This window comes from Oceaniradius stylonematis, assembly GCF_965223445.1.
Taxonomy (GTDB): domain Bacteria; phylum Pseudomonadota; class Alphaproteobacteria; order Rhizobiales; family Rhizobiaceae; genus Roseitalea; species Roseitalea stylonematis.
Map to the genome: position 1 here is coordinate 2257046 of NZ_OZ244994.1, position 18328 is coordinate 2275373.

The following is an 18328-nucleotide window of genomic DNA, read 5'->3' on the forward strand; positions in this document are numbered from 1 at the left end:
GCTACTGGCTGGCCCAAAGGATGCGGGCAATCCACGCAACGTCATTGCGGTTGAAGGTCCGGTCGGCATGGTCGGGATTGGCCGACGCCAGTTCCACCGTGTTGGCGGTCTGGCGCTTGAGGATCTTGGCCATCACTTCGCCGCCATGCGTCTTGACGACGACACGGTCGCCGCGCCGCACAGAGGCCGCCGGCGAGACGATGATCGTGTCGCCGTCGCGATAAAGCGGCAGCATGGAATCGCCGGCGATCTCCAGCGCATAGACGTCGGCGCCCAGCCCTGCATCGGGGAACGCGGCATCGTCCCACCCTTCGCCGGCGGGAAACCCGTCCGCGTCGAAAAAACCGCCGGCGCCGGCCTGCGCCATGCCCAGCAGCGGTATCCGGCGGGACGGCGGGGCATAATCCGCCGCGCCGGGCTCGGAAAAGCCGGTTTCGTAGCGGCCCGGCACCATCAGCGCGACCAGTTCGTCCATCGACGCGCCGGTGGCTTCCATCACCTTGGCCAGTGATTCGGTCGACGGCCAGCGTGCCCGGCCGTCGGCGGCAAAGCGCTTGGACTTGTTGAACGTCGTCGAATCGAGCCCTGCCCGTTTGGCAAGGCCCGACGGTGACAGGTCGTGGCGCTCCGCCAGCCGGTCGATGGCGGCCCAGACCTGCTCGTGGGAAAGTGGCGACATGATGCTTCGGCCGGTGGGTTCAAAGGAATAAATACCTTCATCGAGGCGGTCCCGCAAGCCGTGACTCGCATCGTCCGATCGGGCCGGATGACCGAAGAGCAAAAGGCTCCTGTCAGCGAATCCCTCAAGGGACCGATCGGTGCGATCCCTGTCGGACGACGCACATATGGCCTGTCTGGCGTGTGATTACGCCGAGAAAGTAGGCATGACGCAGCTCAAATATGCGGATTTGATGAAAATTTCAGCATTTCTGCAGGCCCGGGCGATCCGCAAGGCGCCCCATCTATGGCATACTACTTTGGTATAAGGGCCGGAGACACGGTTCGGCAGATCATCGGGACGGGCGCAACGAGCCGAGGGTTGCTCGCATCAGATGGAGAAAGCCATGAGCAGCACGAACTTCTTTGTCGACTTCACCTTGTTCAACGTTCTGGGGTATCTCGGTGGCGCGCACTGGATGGTAGCGTTCAGCGTTGCAACCTTTCTGGCGCTGATCACGCGTCACCTGCACAATCGCGCAATGCACCGGCCGGTGCGCGTGCGATCGAGTCGGGAAAAGCCGGACTTCAGCGCACTGCCGGCCTTCCGCGACGACGCCGACCGGCGCGAACAGGAACGCCGCCGCCGCTGAGGCATCTTTGAACGAAGCCGCCCGCCCTTTGGGGCAGGTCGGCCAGTGTTTCACGTGAAGGGTTGCGCCTACTGCGCGACGAGGTTGCCGGCGGCCGTCTTGCCGGTCCGCTGGTCGGTGACCAGTTCGTAGGAGACCTTCTGGCCCTCCGACAGCGTCTCCATGCCCGAACGCTGCACGGCGGAGATGTGCACGAACACATCGTTGCCGCCCTCATCGGGCGCGATGAAGCCATAGCCCTTGGTGGTGTTGAACCATTTTACCGTTCCGCTCGCCATCGTCATGTCCTTTCAAGACGGTCTGCATAGGGGTGGCGGGCAAGCCCGCCGTTGGTCATCGATGTCTGGGGAAAGGACTAGGCGTGTCGCTTCTTTTTGCGCGGCGGTTAGGCTGTTTCCGATCGGCCGAAACTCTCGATAGAACCAAATCATGAACACAGCTTTGTTGCGGTTTCAAGACGAATCGCGTCCTGCCCGCATCGCCGAGCGGTCGATCGCGCTTGACTTTGTTGCGCTGCACGCCGATATGCGCGGTATCGGAGTTGGCTGCCGCGTGAGCAGCCGCAGGCGACATGGATCGCCTCCGGGGCTTTCAGCCGCAACTTCCGTGATACGCCGCGCGCCATGATGGCACGTTGAACAAAGCGGCGCATTGTCCACCAGGTTTCCCAATTCACGCGGGGGTACTGCCGGTCAGGCGGCTTTGACGGCATTCGGCCGGAAGCGAGCCTTGGCTGCAACCGATCCGCGGCGACGCCTGCCATTCCGGCTGGCCGACCCTTCATGCATATCTTCATGGCGGCCCCGTGCGGGCCGCTGCCACGAAAGGCAAAATTCTTGACGCAATTTTCTAAGCTGGGCCTTGCGCCCGTCATCTGCAAGACGCTCGAAAAGCTCGAGCTGACGATACCGACGCCGATCCAGGCGCAGGCCATTCCGCATCTTCTGGAAGGCCGCGACCTGATGGGCCTCGCCCAGACCGGCACCGGCAAGACGGCGGCGTTCAGCCTGCCGCTCATCCACCGTCTGATCCCGGTCGGCTCGCGCCCCGAGCCGCGCACCGCGCGCGCCCTGGTGCTGGCGCCGACGCGCGAACTGGCCAACCAGATCGGCACCAATGTGCGCGGCTTCCTGCGCGACACGCACCTGCGTGTCGAGACGGTGGTCGGCGGCGCGTCCATCCGCGCCCAGGCCCACAAGCTCTCGCGCGGCACCGACATTCTGATCGCCACGCCCGGCCGTCTTCTCGATCTGGTCGCGCGCAAGGCCGTCCGACTCGATCAGGTCCAGTATCTGGTCCTCGACGAAGCCGACCAGATGCTCGATCTGGGCTTCATCAAGCCGCTTCAGCAGATCGCCAAGCTGGTCTCGCCCAAGCGGCAGACGCTTCTGTTTTCGGCGACCATGCCCAAGCAGATGAATACGCTCGCCGCGACCTACCTGAGCGATCCGGTGCGCGTCGAGGTGTCGCCGCCCGGCAAGCCCGCCGACAAGGTGCGCCAGAGCGTCCACCATGTCGCCCAGGCCGGCAAGGTCGCGCTTCTGAGCGATCTTTTGGCTGCCGAACCGGGTTCGCTGTCGCTGGTCTTCGCCCGCACCAAGCACGGTGCCGAAAAGCTCAAGAAGCAGCTTGTCGCCGCCGGGTTCGAGGCTGGATCCATCCACGGCAACAAGAGCCAGGGCCAGCGCGAGCGCGCCATCAAGGCGTTCCGCAACGGCGAGATCCGCGTCCTGGTCGCGACCGATGTGGCGGCGCGCGGTATCGACATCTCCGGCGTCACCCACGTCTTCAATTTCGATCTGCCCGAGGTGGCCGAGAACTATGTGCACCGCATCGGCCGCACGGCCCGCGCCGGCGCCGAGGGTGAGGCGGTCGCCTTTTGCGGACCGCACGAAACCCATCTGTTCGCCGATATTGAACGGCTGATCGGCCGTCCGATCCCGGTTGTCAGTGGCGAGCGGGCCAACGCCAGCGAAGCGCGACAAGCCAAGAAGGACGCCGGCGCGCGTCAGGGACAGCGCGGCCCGCGCCGCAACGGCGCCCGGGGCAAGCCCGGGGCCCATGCGCGCGGACAGGGCGATGGCGGCAAGCCCGCTGGCCGCGGCCCGATGCGCGGCAAGCCCGGCAAACCGTTCCGCGGTGGCAAGAGGACACGCCGCGCCGCCACGGCAATGTGAACCGGGCCCGTCGCCAAACGAAAAGCCCGGCGCTAGCGCCGGGCTTTGTTGATTGATCAGGGACGTCTGCGTCAGGCGGCGTCGGCCTTGTCCAGTTCCGGATAGGGATTGAACCGCTGGTAGAAGGTCTCGCCGGTCTTGGCCATGTCGGTCAGAACGCGCGGCGGCTTGAACTGGGCCCCGTACTTCTTCTGAAGCTGCTTGGCGCGGGCGACGAAAGCCTCGGCCCCGATCCCGTCAATGTAGCTCAGCGTGCCGCCCGTATAGGGCGCAAAGCCGATCGCCAGGATCGAACCGACATCGGCCTCGCGCGGGTCGGTGACGATGCCTTCGCCCATCACGCGGGCCGCCTCGAGCGCGATCGTGTAGAGGAACCGCTCTTTCAGCTCCTCGAAATCGATCGCATCGGCGTCCTGTTGCGGATACATGTCCTTGAGCTCGGGCCACAGATGCTTTTTGGCGGGCTTTTCGGGGTAGTCGTAAAAGCCCTTGCCGTTCTTGCGCCCGAGGCGGCCATGAGTTTCGATCATCGTGTCGACCAGCTCGATATGGCGCGGATCGACCGCCTTGTCGCCCAGATCGCGCACGGTCTGCTTAAGGATCTTCTGCGAAAGGTCGATCGCCGTCTCGTCATTGAGCGACAGCGGGCCGACCGGCATGCCGGCCATCTTCGCCGCATTCTCGATCATCGCCGGCGGCACGCCCTCGATCAGCATGTTGTAGGCTTCGGACATGTAGCGCAGCACGCAGCGGTTCACATAGAAGCCGCGCGTGTCGTTGACGACGATCGGCGTCTTCTTGATGGCCCGGACATAGTCCATCGCCACCGCCAGCGCCTTGCCGGATGTCCGCTTGCCCATGATGATCTCGACCAGCATCATCTTGTCGACCGGCGAGAAGAAGTGGATGCCGATGAAGTTCTTCGGCCGCACCGAATTCTTCGCCAGATCGGTGATCGGAATGGTCGAGGTATTGGAGGCGAACACGGCCGTGCGCTTGATCACCGCCTCCGCCTGCTCGGTCGCGGCCTTCTTGACGCCGGAATCCTCGAACACCGCCTCGATGATCAGGTCGCAGCCGTCGAAGTCCGCATAATCGGCCGTCGGCGTGATCAGCGACAGCAGCTTGTCCGCATCGGCCTGCGTCGTCCGGCCCTTTTGCATGGCCTTCTTGAGCAGCCCTTCCGAATGGGCCTTGCCCTTTGCGGCCGCTTCCATGTCGCGGTCGAGCAGCACGACCGGAATGCCGGCCCTGGCCGTGACATAGGCGATGCCCGCGCCCATGAAACCGGCGCCCAGAACGCCGATCTTCTTGAACTTCGTCGGCTTGACGTCATCGGGACGCCGCGCGCCCTTGTTGAGTTCCTGCAGCGACACGAAGATCGAGCGCAGCATCGCGCCCGCTTCCCGCGACTGCAGCACCTGGGTGAAATAGCGCTGCTCGATCGTCAGGCCCACGTCGAACGGCACCAGAAGCCCTTCATAGACGCATTTGAGGATCGCCGCGGCGCCCGGATAGTTCATGTGCGTCTCGCGCCGCAGGATGGCTGACGCCGCCGGCCAGACATTGGCGCCGGCGGGTGAGTAAACCTTGCCGCCGGGCAGCTTGAAGCCCTTCTCGTCCCAGGGCTGGACTGGCTTGAGACCGTCCTTGATCATCGTCTTGGCCGCATCCACCAGCTTTTTGGGCGGCGCGACCTGGTCGATCAGACCCATCGCCTTGGCGCGCGCGGGTTTCAAATTCTGGCCCGTCGTCATCATCTGCAGCGCGTCCTGCTGGTTGGTCAGGCGTGGCACGCGCTGGGTGCCGCCGGCGCCCGGGAAGATGCCGATCTTGACCTCCGGCAGGGCGATCTTCACCGCGTCGCTGTCGGCAGCGACCCGGCCGTGGCAGGCGAGCGACAGTTCGAACGCGCCGCCCATGCAAACGCCGTTGATCGCCGACACCCAGGGCTTGCCGCAGGTCTCGATCTTGCGGAAGATCTGGCTCATCTTGCCGGCATTGTCGAACAGGAGCTGCGTCGCCGCTTCCGGGTTGCTGGCTTTCTCAGCCTCGTAGGCGTCGAACATCGCCTTGAGCATGGTGATGTCCGCACCGCCCGAAAACGCGTCCTTCTTGCCTGAGGTGAACACCACGCCCTTGACCGCTTCGTCGGCGGTTGTGGCATCGCAAATGGCGTCGAGCTCTTGCAGCACCTCGACGGTGAAGACATTCATCGACTTGTCCGGCATGTCCCAGGTGACAAGGGCGATGCCGTCGGCGTCGGTTTCGATGGTGAAATTGGTGTAGGTCATGTCTCGCTCCTTCAGACCGTTCCCTCGCCCTTCGAGGCTCGCTGCGCTCGCACCTCAGGATGAGGGAACGGTTCTTCGCGGCCGCAGCGTCGATTTCGCTTCACCCTCATCCTGAGGTACCGCCGAAGGCGGCCTCGAAGGGCGAGGGTGAAGCCAGGGTTCAAACCCGCTCGATGATGGTTGCCGTGCCCATGCCGGCGCCGATGCACAGCGTCACGAGCGCGGTGTTCAGATCGCGGCGTTCCAGTTCGTCGAGCACGGTGCCGAAGATCATCGCGCCGGTGGCTCCGAGCGGATGGCCCATGGCGATCGCGCCGCCGGCGACGTTCATCTTGCCATGGTCGATGTCGAACGCCTGCATGTAGCGCAGCACGACGGCGGCGAAGGCTTCGTTCAGCTCGAACAGGTCGATGTCGTCGAGCGTCATCCTGGCCTTTTTGAGAAGCTTTTCGGTAACGTCGACCGGGCCGGTCAGCATCAGCGTCGGGTCAGAGCCGATATTGGCGAACGCCTTGATCCTGGCGCGCGGCTCAAGGCCCATCATCTTGCCGCCCTTCTTCGAGCCGAGCAGAATACCCGCCGCGCCGTCGACAATGCCGGACGAATTGCCGGCATGGTGAACATAGTTGATGGCTTCGACCTCCGGATGGCCGGCAATGCCGACCGCCTCGAAGCCCCCCATCTGGCCGGGCATGACGAAGGACGGGTTGAGCTGGCCGAGCGACTGCATGTCCGTGCCCGGACGCATGTGCTCGTCATGATCGAGAATGGTCAGCCCGTTCTGGTCTTTCACCGGGATCACCGACTTCTTGAAATGGCCCTTCTCCCAGCTTTCGCCGGAACGCTTCTGGCTCTCGACGGCATAGGCATCCACATCGTCGCGGGAGAAGCCGTATTTGGTCGCGATCAGGTCGGCCGACACGCCCTGCGGCATGAAGTAGGCCGGGATGTTCACGGACGGGTCCATGTACCAGGCGCCGCCCGACGCGCCCATGCCGACGCGGCTCATCGATTCGACGCCGCCGGCGATGACGATGTCGTCGGCGCCCTGCGCGATCTTCGCCGCGCCGAAATTGATGGCGTCCAGGCCCGAGGCGCAGAAGCGGTTGATCTGCATGCCCGGCGCCTCGGTCGCATAGCCTGCCTCGAAGACGGACGCGCGCGCGATGTCGCCGCCGGCCTCATAGACCGGATCGACGCAGCCGAAGATCACATCGTCGACCTTCGTCGTGTCCAGTTCGTTGCGGTCGCGCAGCGCTTCGAGCACCTTGGCGCCAAGGCGCGGCGTCGGCACTTCGTGCAGCGAGCCGTCCTTCTTGCCGCGGCCGCGCGGCGTGCGCACCGCATCGTAAACATAGGCGTCTGCCATCAGGTTTCTCCCGTCTTGTCTTGTGTCAGGCCGTTGCCGTTTCGGGCTCGCGGCCCGAGGGCATCAGGTCCTCGGAATGTTTGAAGCCGGGCAGCGCGCGGATGCGTGCCAGCCACGGTCCGATGTTGGTCAGTTCGTCATAGGTCACGCCGATCTGGCCGGGCCAGTGCAGATAGCCCTGGCAGGCAATGTCGGCGATGGTCGGCCGGTCGCCGACCAGCCAGTCCCTGCCGTCAAGCGCGGCGTTGAGCACCTTGAGAGCGCTCATCGCCCTGCCATGCATGAACTGCGTCTCGGGCCCTTCCTCGCGCCCCGCCATGTAGCGCAGGAATCGCAGCGGACCGGCCTGACCCGACAGTTTCTGGCTGTCGAACAGAAGCCAGCGCAAAACGTCATAGTCTTCGGCTTCGGTTTGCGGCCCGTAGGTGCCGAAATGCCTTGCCAGATAGGTCAGGCAGGCGCCCGATTGAGTCACCTTGAAATCGCCGCCGTCGCGGTGATGGACCAGCACCGGTACCTCGCCCATCACGTTCATGGCGCGGAATTCCGGGCGGCGCGTTTCTCCGGTCATGAAGGCGACGTGCTGGCAGCGCCAGTCGGCATCGTTGAGTTCCAGCATCAGCGCCACCTTGTAGGCGTTGCCGCTTTCCCAGAAGCCGTACAATGTGAAGTCAGCCACCGCGCACCTCCCCAGACCGTCTGCAATCCATGTGGTGTCGGCGGCGCCTCTATTGAAGCGCCACCGTACGGATTTCGATCAAAACGCTTCTTCCGGGATCGCCATCATCGAGTCGGCACCGGCCGAGATGCGGGCCAGGTGAGCCGACGATTCCGGCATGATGCGCTCGAAGAAATAGCGTGCCGTGACAAGCTTGTTTTCGAGGTAGCGCGCATCGCCATTGGCGCCGGCGGCGATCTTCTCCTGCGCCGCCTTGGCCTGCAGGCCCCAAATGTAGCCCAGCGCCACCAGCCCGAACAGGTGCATGTAGTCGTGCGACCCGGCACCGGCATTGTCCGGTTTGGCCATCGCGTTCTGGACGAACCACATGGTCGCCTGCTGCAGATCGTTCAGGCCCTTCTTCAAATGCTTGGTGAAGAAGGCCATCTGCTCGTCGTCGCGATTTTCCTCGCAGAAATCGCCGACTTCCTTGAAGAAGGCCTGCACGGCGCGGCCGCCATTTTGCGGCAGCTTGCGGCCGACAAGATCGAGCGCCTGGATGCCGTTGGCGCCCTCATAGATCATGGCGATGCGCGCATCGCGCACATACTGGCTCATGCCCCATTCCTCGACATAGCCGTGGCCGCCATACATTTGCTGAGCCATCACGGCGTGATCGAACCCCTTGTCGGTCAGAACGCCCTTGATGACCGGCGTCAGCAGCCCCATCATCTCCTCGTTCAGTTCGCGGTCCGCATCGTCCTCGGACCGGTGCGCCACATCGGACTTGAGCGCCGCCCACAAGATGAACGCGCGACCGGCCTCGTTGAAGGCGCGGATCGTCATCAGGTTGCGCCGCACGTCCGGGTGCACGATGATCGGATCGGCCTTCTTGTCGGGATATTTGGCGCCCGACAGCGCCCGGCCCTGCACGCGCTCCTTGGCGTAGTCGACCGCGTTCTGGTAGGCGATCTCGGAGATGGCCAGACCCTGCAGGCCGACGCCGAGCCGCGCTTCGTTCATCATCACGAACATCGCCTTGAGGCCCTTGTGCGCCTCGCCGACCAGATAGCCCGTGGCATCGTCATAGTTCATCACGCAGGTGGCATTGCCGTGAATGCCCATCTTTTCCTCGATCGAGCCGCAGGTGACGCCGTTGGCATCGCCCACCGAGCCGTCTTCACCGACCTTGTATTTGGGAACGATGAACAGCGAGATGCCTTTGACGCCCTCCGGCGCGCCCTCGATGCGGGCGAGCACCAGGTGGATGATGTTCTCGCTCATGTCGTGATCGCCGGCCGAGATGAAGATCTTCTGGCCCGAGATCTTGTAGCTGCCATCGTCCTGGGGCACGGCCTTGGTGCGCAGGAGACCCAGATCGGTGCCGCAATGGGGCTCGGTCAGGTTCATCGTGCCTGTCCAGACGCCCTCGACCATCTTGGGCAGATAGGTCTGCTTCTGCTCGTCCGATCCGTGCACCAGAATTGCGGCCATCGCACCCTGGGTCAGGCCGGGATACATCATCAGCGCCATGTTGGCCGAGGAGAAATATTCGCCGACCGCGGTGTGCAGCGTGTAGGGCAGGCCCTGGCCGCCATACTCCTCGTCGAAGGCAAGGCCCATCCAGCCGCCTTCCTTGAACTGCTCGTAGGCGGCCTTGAAGCCTTCCGGCGTGGTGACCGAGCCATCCTCGTGACGCACGCAGCCTTGGCTGTCGCCGACCTGGTTGAGCGGGAAGAACACTTCCTCGGCGAACCGGGCCCCTTCGCGCAGAACCGCCTCGACGATGTCGGGCGATGCGTCGGCGAAGCCGGGCAGATTGTTGTAGCGCTCATATTTCAGAACGTCGTTGAGAACGAACAGCGTGTCTTCGACCGGGGCGCGGTAGCTCGGCATGGATTTCCTCCGCATCGCAAATATGATCGGCCGACCGGCAGGGCACGGCCAGCGTTCGGTCACGCCTAGCAAATTTTGACGTTTCCGTAAACGTCAAAATTGATGTCCGATTGTGCCGATTGACGATCGCCCGTTCTGCCACGCGCAACAAGCCCGCGCCGCCGCCGATGCGGCCCTGTTTGCGCTCGGCGAACGTCCGGAGCCGGTGCCGGCGGCCGACCGCCCATCCTTCCTCAAATCCGTTGCCGGTCGCCTGCCGCTTGGTCGCGGACGCAAGGAGCAGACACCGGCGAACATGGCCGAATCCTTTTCCGACGAGGGCGACGCGCTTCCGCCGGTTGTCGATGACCAGCCGATCGAGCCGGGCGGGGATCAGTTGGCGCTGGCCGACATCATGGCCCGCGTCAGGGCCGAGCGGAAGGGCGCCGGATCGGCGCCTGCATTGCCCGGCGAGGTGTCTGGGACGGGCGCCGACACGGGCAAATCGGATTTCATCGCGGCCGCCCGCCGCGCCGCGCAAGCCGCCGCGGCCGATGCCGGCGCGATGACGAGCGGGTCTCCCGCGCCGGGCGAAGACGGATCGGGATCGATCGTCGGCGCGATTTCCCGACGGCGCAAGCCGATCCTGATGGCGGCCGGCGCGATCCTGTTGGCCATTCTGGCCGTGCCGCTTGTGCGCGGCTTCATCGCACCGGGAAACGAGGCGGTCGTCGCGCAGGCGCCTGAGCCGCCCGCCATCGTCGAGACCCTTCCGGACGAAGACGGCTCCGCCGAAGCGTCCGAAATCGCCGCATCGGAAACGACGCCCTCGCGCGACGTGCTCGCCGAGGCCGATGCCGCCGCCGAACCGGACGCGGCCGGCATGGCGGCGCCCGAACTTGCGGCCGCCGCGCCCGATCCGGTCGAAACCCCCGATGTCGAAGATGTCGAGACGGCTACGGTCACGTCGTTCGACGATCTGCCGGGCAATGTGGGGTCCGTGGCGCTGCGCGAAGCCGTAGCCGAGGGCGATGCGATGGCGCTCTATGTCGTCGGCGAGCGGCTGGCCGATGCCGCGCGCGGCGGCGACGGCGACCTTTCGGAGGCGCTCAAATGGTATGAACGCGCCGCCGAACTCGGTTTTGCGCCCGCCCAATACCGGACCGGCAATTTCTACGAGAAGGGCTTTGGCGCCGAGCGCGATTTCTCCACGGCCAAGACCTGGTACCAGCTTGCCGCCGAACAGGGCAACGCAAGCGCCATGCACAATCTGGCCGTCCTGTTCGCCAGCGGCGCCGACGGCCCGCCGGACTTCGATTCCGCCGCGCGCTGGTTCCTGCGTGCCGCCGAACTGGGCGTCCGCGACAGCCAGTTCAATCTCGGCATCCTGGCGGCCAAGGGCCAGGGCATGCCGCAGGATCTCGGCGAATCCTACAAATGGTTCGCGCTGGCCGCGCAGAGCGGCGACGAGGACGCCGCGGCCAAACGCGACGACATCGCCAACGTGCTGCGTCCCGACCAGCTTGAAACCGCACGCGGCGCAACCGCCCTTTGGCGCGCAAAGCCCATCGACGAAAGGGCCAACAGGGTCGATGTGCCGGAGGCCTGGCAGACCGGCGACACCGTGACGGCCGCCGCCGCCCCCATCTCCGACGAGGACATGCGCCGCGCCGTGGCCAACATCCAGGCGATCCTCAACGACAATGGCTATGATGCGGGCCCGGTTGACGGGCTGATGGGCCGGAAGACGCGTGATGCGATCATCGCCTTCCAGCGCGACAACGGCCTTCCGGCCACCGGAAACGTCGACCAGAGCCTGGTCGAGAACCTCCTGGCGCTGGCGCAGACCGAAAGCTGACCGCCCGTCAGCGCGCCGGCGCTTACCATGACCCGGCCTTCCGATTGACTCGCCACCATGCCCGGCGCATGACGGAGCGAGCCCCCGCCTTGTCGCGCGGTGCGGCCAACCCGTCCGCTCTGGAGTGAACCGTGGCGCTGTATCTGCCGATCGCCGAAATGTCCGTGAACATTCTTGTTCTTTTGGGCATGGGTGCGGCGGTCGGCTTCCTGTCGGGCATGTTCGGCGTCGGCGGCGGCTTTCTGATCACGCCGCTCCTTATCTTCTACAATATCCCTCCTGCCGTGGCGGTCGCCACCGGCGCCAACCAGATCGTCGCCTCCTCGGTCTCCGGCGTCCTGTCGCATCTCAAGCGCGGCGGCGTCGACTTCAAGCTGGGCGCGGTGCTTCTCGCCGGCGGCCTGATCGGATCGACGATGGGCGTCTACGTCTACTCCTTGCTGCGCGGCATCGGCCAGCTCGATCTGATCGTCTCCATCCTCTACGTCGTCTTCCTGGGCACGGTCGGTGGCCTGATGCTGTTCGAGAGCGTCAGGGCGCTGCGCCGCGCGCGCTCGGGCGAGGTGGTGTCGCTGCGCCGGCCGGGCCAGCACACCTGGGTGCACAAACTGCCATTCAAGATGCGGTTCAAGACATCGCGGCTCTATGTCAGCGTCATCCCGGTACTCGGTCTTGGCGCGGTGATCGGCATGCTGGCGGCCATCATGGGCGTCGGCGGCGGCTTCATCATGGTGCCGGCCATGATCTACCTGCTCAAGGTGCCGACCAATGTCGTCATCGGCACCTCGCTGTTCCAGATCATCTTCGTGGCCGCCTATACGACCGTCGTCCAGGCGGTGACCAACCAGACCGTCGACGTGATGCTGGCGCTGCTGCTGATGATCGGCGGCGTCGCCGGCGCGCAATATGGCGCCCGTGCCGGCCAGCGCCTGCGCGGCGAGCAGCTGCGCGCCATGCTCGCCATTCTGGTTCTCTTGGTGGCGCTGCGTCTGGCCTATACGCTCTTCATCGTCCCCGACGAACTGTTCACGCTGACCGTCGGCGGGGTGCTTTGAGATGGGCCTGCGCCGCGCCGTCATCCTCGTCGCCCTCGCAGCAGGGCTGACCGGCACTCCGGCAGCGGCGCAGGAAGCGGCGCCGGTCGGCGACACCGATGCGGCGGCCGCGGCCAACGCCGCCGAGCAGGCGCGGGTGCCCGAGCGCATCGAGATCGGCCTGTCGACCGAAACCGTCGCCATCACCTCCGATTTCACCGGTCAGGCCCTGACGATCTTCGGCGCGATCGACAATGTCGATCCGCTCGTCCACCGGCAGGGCCGCTACGACATCTTCGTTATCCTGGAAGGACCGCGATCGGAGCTGGTCGCGCGCCGCAAGGACCGCGTGTTCGGCATCTGGATGAATGTCGAAAGCCAGTCCTTCGACAACACGCCGCAATCCTATCTGATCGCGTCGACCCGGCTGGCGCGCGACATCACGAGCCTGGACACGCTGGCACGTCTTTCGCTCGGCGTCGGACAGATCCGCGTCCAGCCGCACCCCGACAAGAAACAGGCCCGCGAAGTCGAGCAGTTCACCTCTGCCTTGAGGCGCCTCAAACGCGGTGACGGTCTTTATCAAGAGTTTCCCGGCGGCGTGCGGTTCATCTCGCAATCGCTGTTCCGCGCCGAGTTGGCCCTGCCGGCCAACGTTCCGCTCGGCCAGCACCGCGCCCGCGCCTATCTGTTCCGCAACGGCGAGCTGGTGGGCCAGACCGAGGCGCCGCTGCGCATCGCCAAGGCCGGTTTCGAGTATGCCGTGTCCGACTTTGCCCGAACCCAGTCGCTCTATTATGGTCTGACCTCGGTGCTGCTGGCCCTGTTCGTCGGCTGGCTGGGCCGCATCGTCTTCAGGAAGGACTGACCATGGTCGAGGACGAGGATGCCGAACAGATCGCCAGCCGCGCCCCGTTCATGCTGGCGCTTCTGGGTTTTGTGCCGTTCGCCGTCCTGACCGGCGCGCAGTTCGTGCCAAGCGCGACCCTGGCCCATACGCTCGGCCTGACCGCGCTCAACGTCTATGCGGCGATCATATTGTCGTTTCTGGGCGGCATTCGCTGGGGCATGGTGGTCAATGCGCCCGATCAGCGGGCCGTCATTCCCGTCTTCCTTCTGTCGGTCGTTCCATCGCTCTGGGCCTGGGCGGCGTTTTTCGCGCCCGGCCCATGGGGCTTCGTCATGTATGCGATCGGCTTTGCGGCCATGGGCTGGTGGGATCGTGCGCTGGTCGCGCGCGGCGAAGCGCCGGCCTGGTTCGGCCTGTTGCGGGTGACGCTGACGCTGCTCGTCGCGCCGACGATGCTGCTGGCGGCGCTGTCGCGGATCATCTGAAACCGGTCAGCCGATCAGGTCGCGCCATCCGATCGGATAGATGCGGTCTGTGCCCTGCATGTAGGCGCGGAAGGCGCCGAGATCGAAAAGGCCGGCAAGCGCCCTGTCGCGCACGTTCAGCCCGCCCGTATAGACGCCGAAGGCCGGCATGATCAGCCGCGCGCCGTCCGACGCGAAACAGGACCGGCGCACCGTCTTGCCGCGCCCGCGCAGGATCGCCGCCGGATGGTAATGGCCCGACACTTCGCAGCCGGGATGGCTGTGTTGCGCGATGTGGCGGAAGGTGATCGCGCCGGCGGCCAGGCTGTCGACGCTGTCGCCCGGCATGTTCGCCGGCGGCGACGGGTCGTGATTGCCGGTCACCCAGATCATGGTGCGCCCGCAGGCCAGCGCCTCGATCGCGTTCGCCGTGTCGGCAGACAGGCGTTCGCTGGCTTCGTCGTCGTGAAAGCTGTCGCCCAGGCTGACGATGATGGCCGGCTCGTATTTGGCGACCAGCGCCGCAAGCCGGGCCAGCGTCGCCGGCGTGTCGTAGGGCGGCAGGAAGATGCGGCGCCGCGCGAACGACGATCCCTTTTCCAGATGCAGATCGGACACCACCAGCATCCGCGTGTCCGGAAAAAAGGCGATGCCGGCCGGATCGAGCAGCACGCGCTCGCCGCCGAAATCGATCGTCAGCGCCTCGCCGGCCTGCATCATCTGCGGTGTTTTCAGGGCCGGTCGCATCAGTCCAGCATGTCCTCGCCCATCGCCTCGCGCACCAGTGCTTCGGTTTCCATCGCCTTTTCGGCCATCAGCGCGTCGCCGGTCTCCGAACTGATCACCGGCTCCTTGCCGATCTCCAGCATCACCGGCACCGCCAGCGGCGAAATCCGGTCCAGCCCCTTATGCACGATTCGCCCCTTGATGCGAGCCAGCAGCGCGTTCACCCGGCCGACATCGAGATAGCCGGCCCGCGCATCGTTGCGGGTTGCCTGCAGCAGGATGTGGTCCGGCTCGTGCGTGCGCAGCACGTCGTAGATCAGGTCGGTCGAGACGGTGACCTGCCGGCCGGTCTTCTCCTTGCCCGGATGGCGCTTGTCGATCAGCCCGGCGATCAGCGCGCAATAGCGGAACGAGCGCTTGAAGACGAAACTCTCGTCGAGCCAGGCCTCCAGATCGTCGCCCAGCATGTCCTGCGCGAACAATTCGGTCAGCGACAGATCGCCCCCGCCTATCATCGCACCCATGTCTTTCAGGCCCCAGATCGCCACGGCATAGTCGGAGGCGACGAAGCCGATCGGCCGCGCCTTGGCGCGTTCCAGCCGCCGCGTCAGCAGCATGCACAGCGTCTGGTGCGCAAGCCGCCCCTCGAACGGGTAGGCGACCATGTAGAAGCGCTCGCCGCGGGGAAAGGTCTCGACCAGCATGTCGTCGGCGCCGGGCACCACCGAATTCTGCTTCTGGTAGCCGAGCCATTCGGAGACCTGCGGGGGCAGCCGATGCCATTGCGCCGGGTCGGCCAGCATCTTGCGCACCTGGGCCGACAGATAGGTCGTGGTCGGGAATTTGCCGCCCATATAGGCGGGCACTTTTGCTTCAAGGGTCGGCGCGTTGGAGGCAAACGCCTCGCTCTCGCGGATGCCCTCGAAGCGCAGTACTTTGCCGGCAAACAGGAACGTGTCGCCATAGACAAGCTGTTCGAGAAAGATCTCCTCGATCTTACCGAGCACGCGCCCGCCGCGCCCCTTGCCGCCGGCACCCGGCCGCACCAGCCGCACGGTCAGCTCCGGCGCGGCGACGATGGTGCCGGCGTTCAGCCGGTATTGCTGGGCGACGGCCGGGTGCGCGATGCGCCAAGTGCCGTCTTTCGTCTGCTTGATCTTGGCATAGCGCTCATAGGATTGCAGCGCATAGCCGCCATGGGCGACGAAATGGACGCAACGGTCGAAGGTCCGACGGTCGAGGTCCGCATAAGGCGCAGCGCCCGTCACTTCGGCATAAAGAGCGTCGGCATCGAACGGCGCCGAACATGCCATGCCCAGAATATGCTGGCACAGAACGTCGAGCGCGCCCGGCTCGATCGGCGGCGTGTCCTGCGCGCCCAGATAGTTGGCATCGAGCGCGGCCTGGCATTCCATCACCTCGAACCGGTTGGCCGGCACGAGGATTGCCTTGGACGGTTCGTCCATCCGGTGGTTGGCGCGGCCGATCCGCTGCGCCAGCCGGCTGGCGCCCTTGGGCGAACCGACATGGACGACCAGATCGACATCGCCCCAGTCGATGCCCAGATCGAGCGTCGAGGTGGCGACGACCGCGCGCAGCGCGCTCTGGCCCATCGCCGCTTCGACGCGCCGCCTTTGCCCGACATCGAGGGAACCGTGATGCAAGGCGATCGGCAGGCTGTCCTCGTTCAGCGTCCACAACGCCTGGAAGATCAGCTCGGCCTGGCTGCGCGTATTGACGAAGATCAGCGTCGTGCCGTGCGCCTTGATCGCCTCATAGACGTCCGGCAGCGCATAGCGCGCCGAATGGCCGGACCAGGGAATGCGGTCGTCGGACTTCAAAATGGTGATCTCGGGCGTCGCCCCGCCATCGACGGTGATCAGTTCGGACAGGGCGTCCGCGCCGGAGGCCTGCCGCACCAGCCACCGCCGCAACTCGTCCGGTTCGGCCACGGTCGCCGAAAGGCCGATCGTCTGGAGTTCCGGTTGCAGCATCCGTAATCGCGCCAGACCGAGCGAAAGCAACTGCCCGCGCTTGGAGGTAACCAGCGAATGCAACTCGTCGAAGATCACATAGCGCAGATCGGCAAAGAACCGGTCGGCATCCTTGTGCGACAACAGCAGCGCCACCTGTTCGGGCGTTGTCAGCAAGATGTCGGGCGGCGCCAGCTTCTGGCGCTGGCGCTTGGAGGCGGGCGTGTCGCCGGTGCGGGTTTCGATGGTGACCGGCAGGTCCATCTCGCCCACGGGCACGCCGAGATTGCGTTCGATATCGACGGCGAGCGCCTTCAGCGGCGAGATATAGAGCGTGTGGACGCCCGGTCTGATCGAGCCCGGCTTCGGCTTGCCGCGCCGCGCCAGATCGGTCAGCGCGGGCAGGAACCCGGCCAGCGTCTTGCCGGCGCCGGTCGGCGCGATCAAAAGCGTCGACAGCCCCGCCTCGGCCTTGGCCAGAAGCTCCAATTGATGCGCGCGCGGCTGCCAGCCCTTGGTCGCGAACCAGTCGACGAACGGTCTGGGCAGGGCAAACATGTCGGCCTGCGCCGGCCGCGATGTGTCGATGACGCTCATTGGCGGGGAGATTAGCGTTCCCGAAAAGTTCTGCAATGCGCCTTGCGTGAAAAAGGTCGGCATCTATCTTGCGGAGCATGAAACCCGACAAGCTGCTGCACCCGACCGACAAGGGGCTCTATTGCCCGCCGGGCGACTTTTTCATCGACCCGGTCAAGCCGGTCGATCGTGCGCTGATCACCCATGGCCATGCCGACCATGCCCGCGCCGGCCACGCCCACGTGATGGCCACACGTGAAACACTCGACATTATGGGCATCCGCTACGGGGAGAATTTCGCCGGCGCCACGCAGGAGGCGACGCTCGGCAAAGCGGTCACCATCAACGGCGTCACCGTCTCGTTCCACCCGGCCGGTCATGTGCTCGGTTCGGCGCAGATCGCCGTCGAGGCCGGTGGCACCCGCATCGTCGCCTCGGGCGACTACAAGCGCCGCGCCGATCCCACTTGCGCGGGCTTCGAAGTGGTGCCCTGCGATGTCTTCATCACCGAAGCGACCTTCGGGCTGCCGGTCTTCATCCATCCCGACGATGGCGGCGAGATCGCGCGGCTGCTCGACAGCGTCGCGCGCTTCCCTGAGCGGGCGCATCTGGTCGGCGCCTACGCGCTCGGCAAGGCGCAGCGGGTCATCGCGCTGATCCGCAAGGCCGGATACGCCGAGACCATCTTCATTCACGGCGCGATGGAAAAGCTCTGCACCTACTATCGGAGGCAGGGAATCGATCTCGGTCCGTTGGCGCCGGCGACCATCGACAAGGGCGCCAGGGACCAGTTTGCCGGCAAGATCATTGTCGGGCCGCCCTCGGCCTTCGCCGACAAATGGGCGCGGCGCTTTCCCGACCCGGTGGCCTGCTTCGCCTCGGGCTGGATGCGCGTGCGCCAGCGGGCCAAGCAGCGCGGCGTCGAACTGCCGCTGATCCTGTCGGATCATTCGGACTGGGACGAACTGACCCAGACCATCCGGGATACCGGCGCCTCCGAGGTCTGGGTGACCCATGGCCGCGAGGAGGCGCTGGTACGCTGGTGCGAACTGTCGCAGATCAGGGCCAAACCGCTCAATCTGGTCGGCTATGAGGACGAGGCGGAGTGATGGTTCGGCTTTCCCCCACCCTTCATCCCTCCCCACAAGGGGGAGGGAAGACAGG

At 65.4% G+C, this 18328-nt stretch carries 14 protein-coding genes and 2 pseudogenes; 7 read left to right on the forward strand and 9 right to left on the reverse strand.

Annotated elements, in window-relative coordinates; genetic code table 11:
- Position 1 precedes the first annotated feature (1 nt).
- Together ACOQOU_RS11145 and ACOQOU_RS11150 are read right to left on the reverse strand one after the other, a co-directional pair.
- Positions 2–385 (reverse strand): annotated as a pseudogene (locus tag ACOQOU_RS11145) (S24 family peptidase); the annotation flags it as partial.
- Between the two features lie 80 nt (positions 386–465).
- Positions 466–679, reverse strand: a pseudogene (locus ACOQOU_RS11150) (helix-turn-helix transcriptional regulator); the annotation flags it as partial.
- A gap of 385 nt (positions 680–1064) precedes the next feature.
- Between ACOQOU_RS11150 and ACOQOU_RS11155 the strand changes: the two are divergent.
- Complete coding sequence (locus ACOQOU_RS11155; RefSeq protein WP_306026450.1) at positions 1065–1310, forward strand: hypothetical protein; 246 nt, start codon at positions 1065–1067, stop codon at positions 1308–1310.
- Between the two features lie 68 nt (positions 1311–1378).
- On the opposite strand, the gene ACOQOU_RS11160 is transcribed toward ACOQOU_RS11155, so the two are convergent.
- Positions 1379–1588 (reverse strand): cold-shock protein, encoded by a 210-nt coding sequence (locus tag ACOQOU_RS11160; protein WP_109767026.1) that lies wholly within the window; start codon positions 1586–1588, stop codon positions 1379–1381.
- A gap of 558 nt (positions 1589–2146) precedes the next feature.
- On the opposite strand from ACOQOU_RS11160, the gene ACOQOU_RS11165 reads away from it, so the two are divergent.
- On the forward strand, positions 2147–3487 hold the full coding sequence (locus ACOQOU_RS11165; protein WP_420578715.1) for a DEAD/DEAH box helicase: 1341 nt from the start codon (positions 2147–2149) through the stop codon (positions 3485–3487).
- Positions 3488–3558: 71 nt separating this feature from the next.
- Here the strand turns inward: ACOQOU_RS11165 and ACOQOU_RS11170 are convergent, their stop codons facing one another.
- The 4 genes from ACOQOU_RS11170 to ACOQOU_RS11185 all read right to left on the reverse strand — a co-directional run bounded on the left by ACOQOU_RS11170 (position 3559) and on the right by ACOQOU_RS11185 (position 9704).
- Entirely contained in the window at positions 3559–5781 is a 2223-nt protein-coding gene (locus ACOQOU_RS11170) for a 3-hydroxyacyl-CoA dehydrogenase NAD-binding domain-containing protein (RefSeq protein ID WP_306026451.1), read from the reverse strand.
- A gap of 160 nt (positions 5782–5941) precedes the next feature.
- Entirely contained in the window at positions 5942–7150 is a 1209-nt protein-coding gene (locus ACOQOU_RS11175; protein ID WP_109766895.1) for an acetyl-CoA C-acetyltransferase, read from the reverse strand.
- Between the two features lie 25 nt (positions 7151–7175).
- On the reverse strand, positions 7176–7829 hold the full coding sequence (locus ACOQOU_RS11180) for a glutathione S-transferase family protein (protein ID WP_306026452.1): 654 nt from the start codon (positions 7827–7829) through the stop codon (positions 7176–7178).
- Between the two features lie 78 nt (positions 7830–7907).
- Positions 7908–9704 carry an acyl-CoA dehydrogenase C-terminal domain-containing protein gene (locus tag ACOQOU_RS11185; RefSeq protein ID WP_109766893.1) on the reverse strand — a complete coding sequence of 599 codons (1797 nt, stop codon included), beginning with the start codon at positions 9702–9704 and terminating at the stop codon, positions 7908–7910.
- 112 nt (positions 9705–9816) lie between these two features.
- Between ACOQOU_RS11185 and ACOQOU_RS11190 the strand changes: the two genes are divergently transcribed.
- The 4 genes from ACOQOU_RS11190 to ACOQOU_RS11205 all read left to right on the forward strand — a co-directional run bounded on the left by ACOQOU_RS11190 (position 9817) and on the right by ACOQOU_RS11205 (position 13910).
- Complete coding sequence (locus ACOQOU_RS11190; protein ID WP_420578716.1) at positions 9817–11541, forward strand: peptidoglycan-binding protein; 1725 nt, start codon at positions 9817–9819, stop codon at positions 11539–11541.
- 131 nt (positions 11542–11672) lie between these two features.
- Complete coding sequence (locus ACOQOU_RS11195) at positions 11673–12596, forward strand: sulfite exporter TauE/SafE family protein (RefSeq protein ID WP_109766890.1); 924 nt, start codon at positions 11673–11675, stop codon at positions 12594–12596.
- Position 12597: 1 nt separating this feature from the next.
- Positions 12598–13443, forward strand: coding sequence for a TIGR02186 family protein (locus ACOQOU_RS11200; protein ID WP_109766889.1), 846 nt, complete (start codon positions 12598–12600; stop codon positions 13441–13443).
- Positions 13444–13445: 2 nt separating this feature from the next.
- Positions 13446–13910, forward strand: coding sequence for a DUF3429 domain-containing protein (locus tag ACOQOU_RS11205; protein WP_306026454.1), 465 nt, complete (start codon positions 13446–13448; stop codon positions 13908–13910).
- Between the two features lie 6 nt (positions 13911–13916).
- Here the strand turns inward: ACOQOU_RS11205 and pdeM are convergent, their stop codons facing one another.
- Positions 13917–14624 carry a ligase-associated DNA damage response endonuclease PdeM gene (gene pdeM, locus ACOQOU_RS11210; RefSeq protein ID WP_420578885.1) on the reverse strand — a complete coding sequence of 236 codons (708 nt, stop codon included), beginning with the start codon at positions 14622–14624 and terminating at the stop codon, positions 13917–13919.
- Positions 14625–14635: 11 nt separating this feature from the next.
- A complete protein-coding gene (locus tag ACOQOU_RS11215) occupies positions 14636–17185 on the reverse strand; it encodes a ligase-associated DNA damage response DEXH box helicase (RefSeq protein ID WP_420578886.1) in 2550 nt (849 codons plus the stop codon).
- Between the two features lie 77 nt (positions 17186–17262).
- On the opposite strand from ACOQOU_RS11215, the gene ACOQOU_RS11220 reads away from it, so the two are divergent.
- On the forward strand, positions 17263–18273 hold the full coding sequence (locus ACOQOU_RS11220) for a ligase-associated DNA damage response exonuclease (protein WP_109766885.1): 1011 nt from the start codon (positions 17263–17265) through the stop codon (positions 18271–18273).
- Positions 18274–18328 lie beyond the last annotated feature (55 nt).

What these genes read in the sequence shown, in the direction of transcription:
- ACOQOU_RS11155 (WP_306026450.1), top strand. Translation starts at nt 1,065, where the DNA reads ATGAGCAGCACGAACTTCTTTGTCGACTTCACCTTGTTCAACGTTCTG.
- ACOQOU_RS11170 (WP_306026451.1), bottom strand. Translation starts at nt 5,781, where the DNA reads ATGACCTACACCAATTTCACCATCGAAACCGACGCCGACGGCATCGCC.
- ACOQOU_RS11205 (WP_306026454.1), top strand. Translation starts at nt 13,446, where the DNA reads ATGGTCGAGGACGAGGATGCCGAACAGATCGCCAGCCGCGCCCCGTTC.
- ACOQOU_RS11175 (WP_109766895.1), bottom strand. Translation starts at nt 7,150, where the DNA reads ATGGCAGACGCCTATGTTTACGATGCGGTGCGCACGCCGCGCGGCCGC.
- ACOQOU_RS11160 (WP_109767026.1), bottom strand. Translation starts at nt 1,588, where the DNA reads ATGGCGAGCGGAACGGTAAAATGGTTCAACACCACCAAGGGCTATGGC.
- ACOQOU_RS11200 (WP_109766889.1), top strand. Translation starts at nt 12,598, where the DNA reads ATGGGCCTGCGCCGCGCCGTCATCCTCGTCGCCCTCGCAGCAGGGCTG.
- ACOQOU_RS11215 (WP_420578886.1), bottom strand. Translation starts at nt 17,185, where the DNA reads ATGAGCGTCATCGACACATCGCGGCCGGCGCAGGCCGACATGTTTGCC.
- ACOQOU_RS11185 (WP_109766893.1), bottom strand. Translation starts at nt 9,704, where the DNA reads ATGCCGAGCTACCGCGCCCCGGTCGAAGACACGCTGTTCGTTCTCAAC.
- ACOQOU_RS11220 (WP_109766885.1), top strand. Translation starts at nt 17,263, where the DNA reads ATGAAACCCGACAAGCTGCTGCACCCGACCGACAAGGGGCTCTATTGC.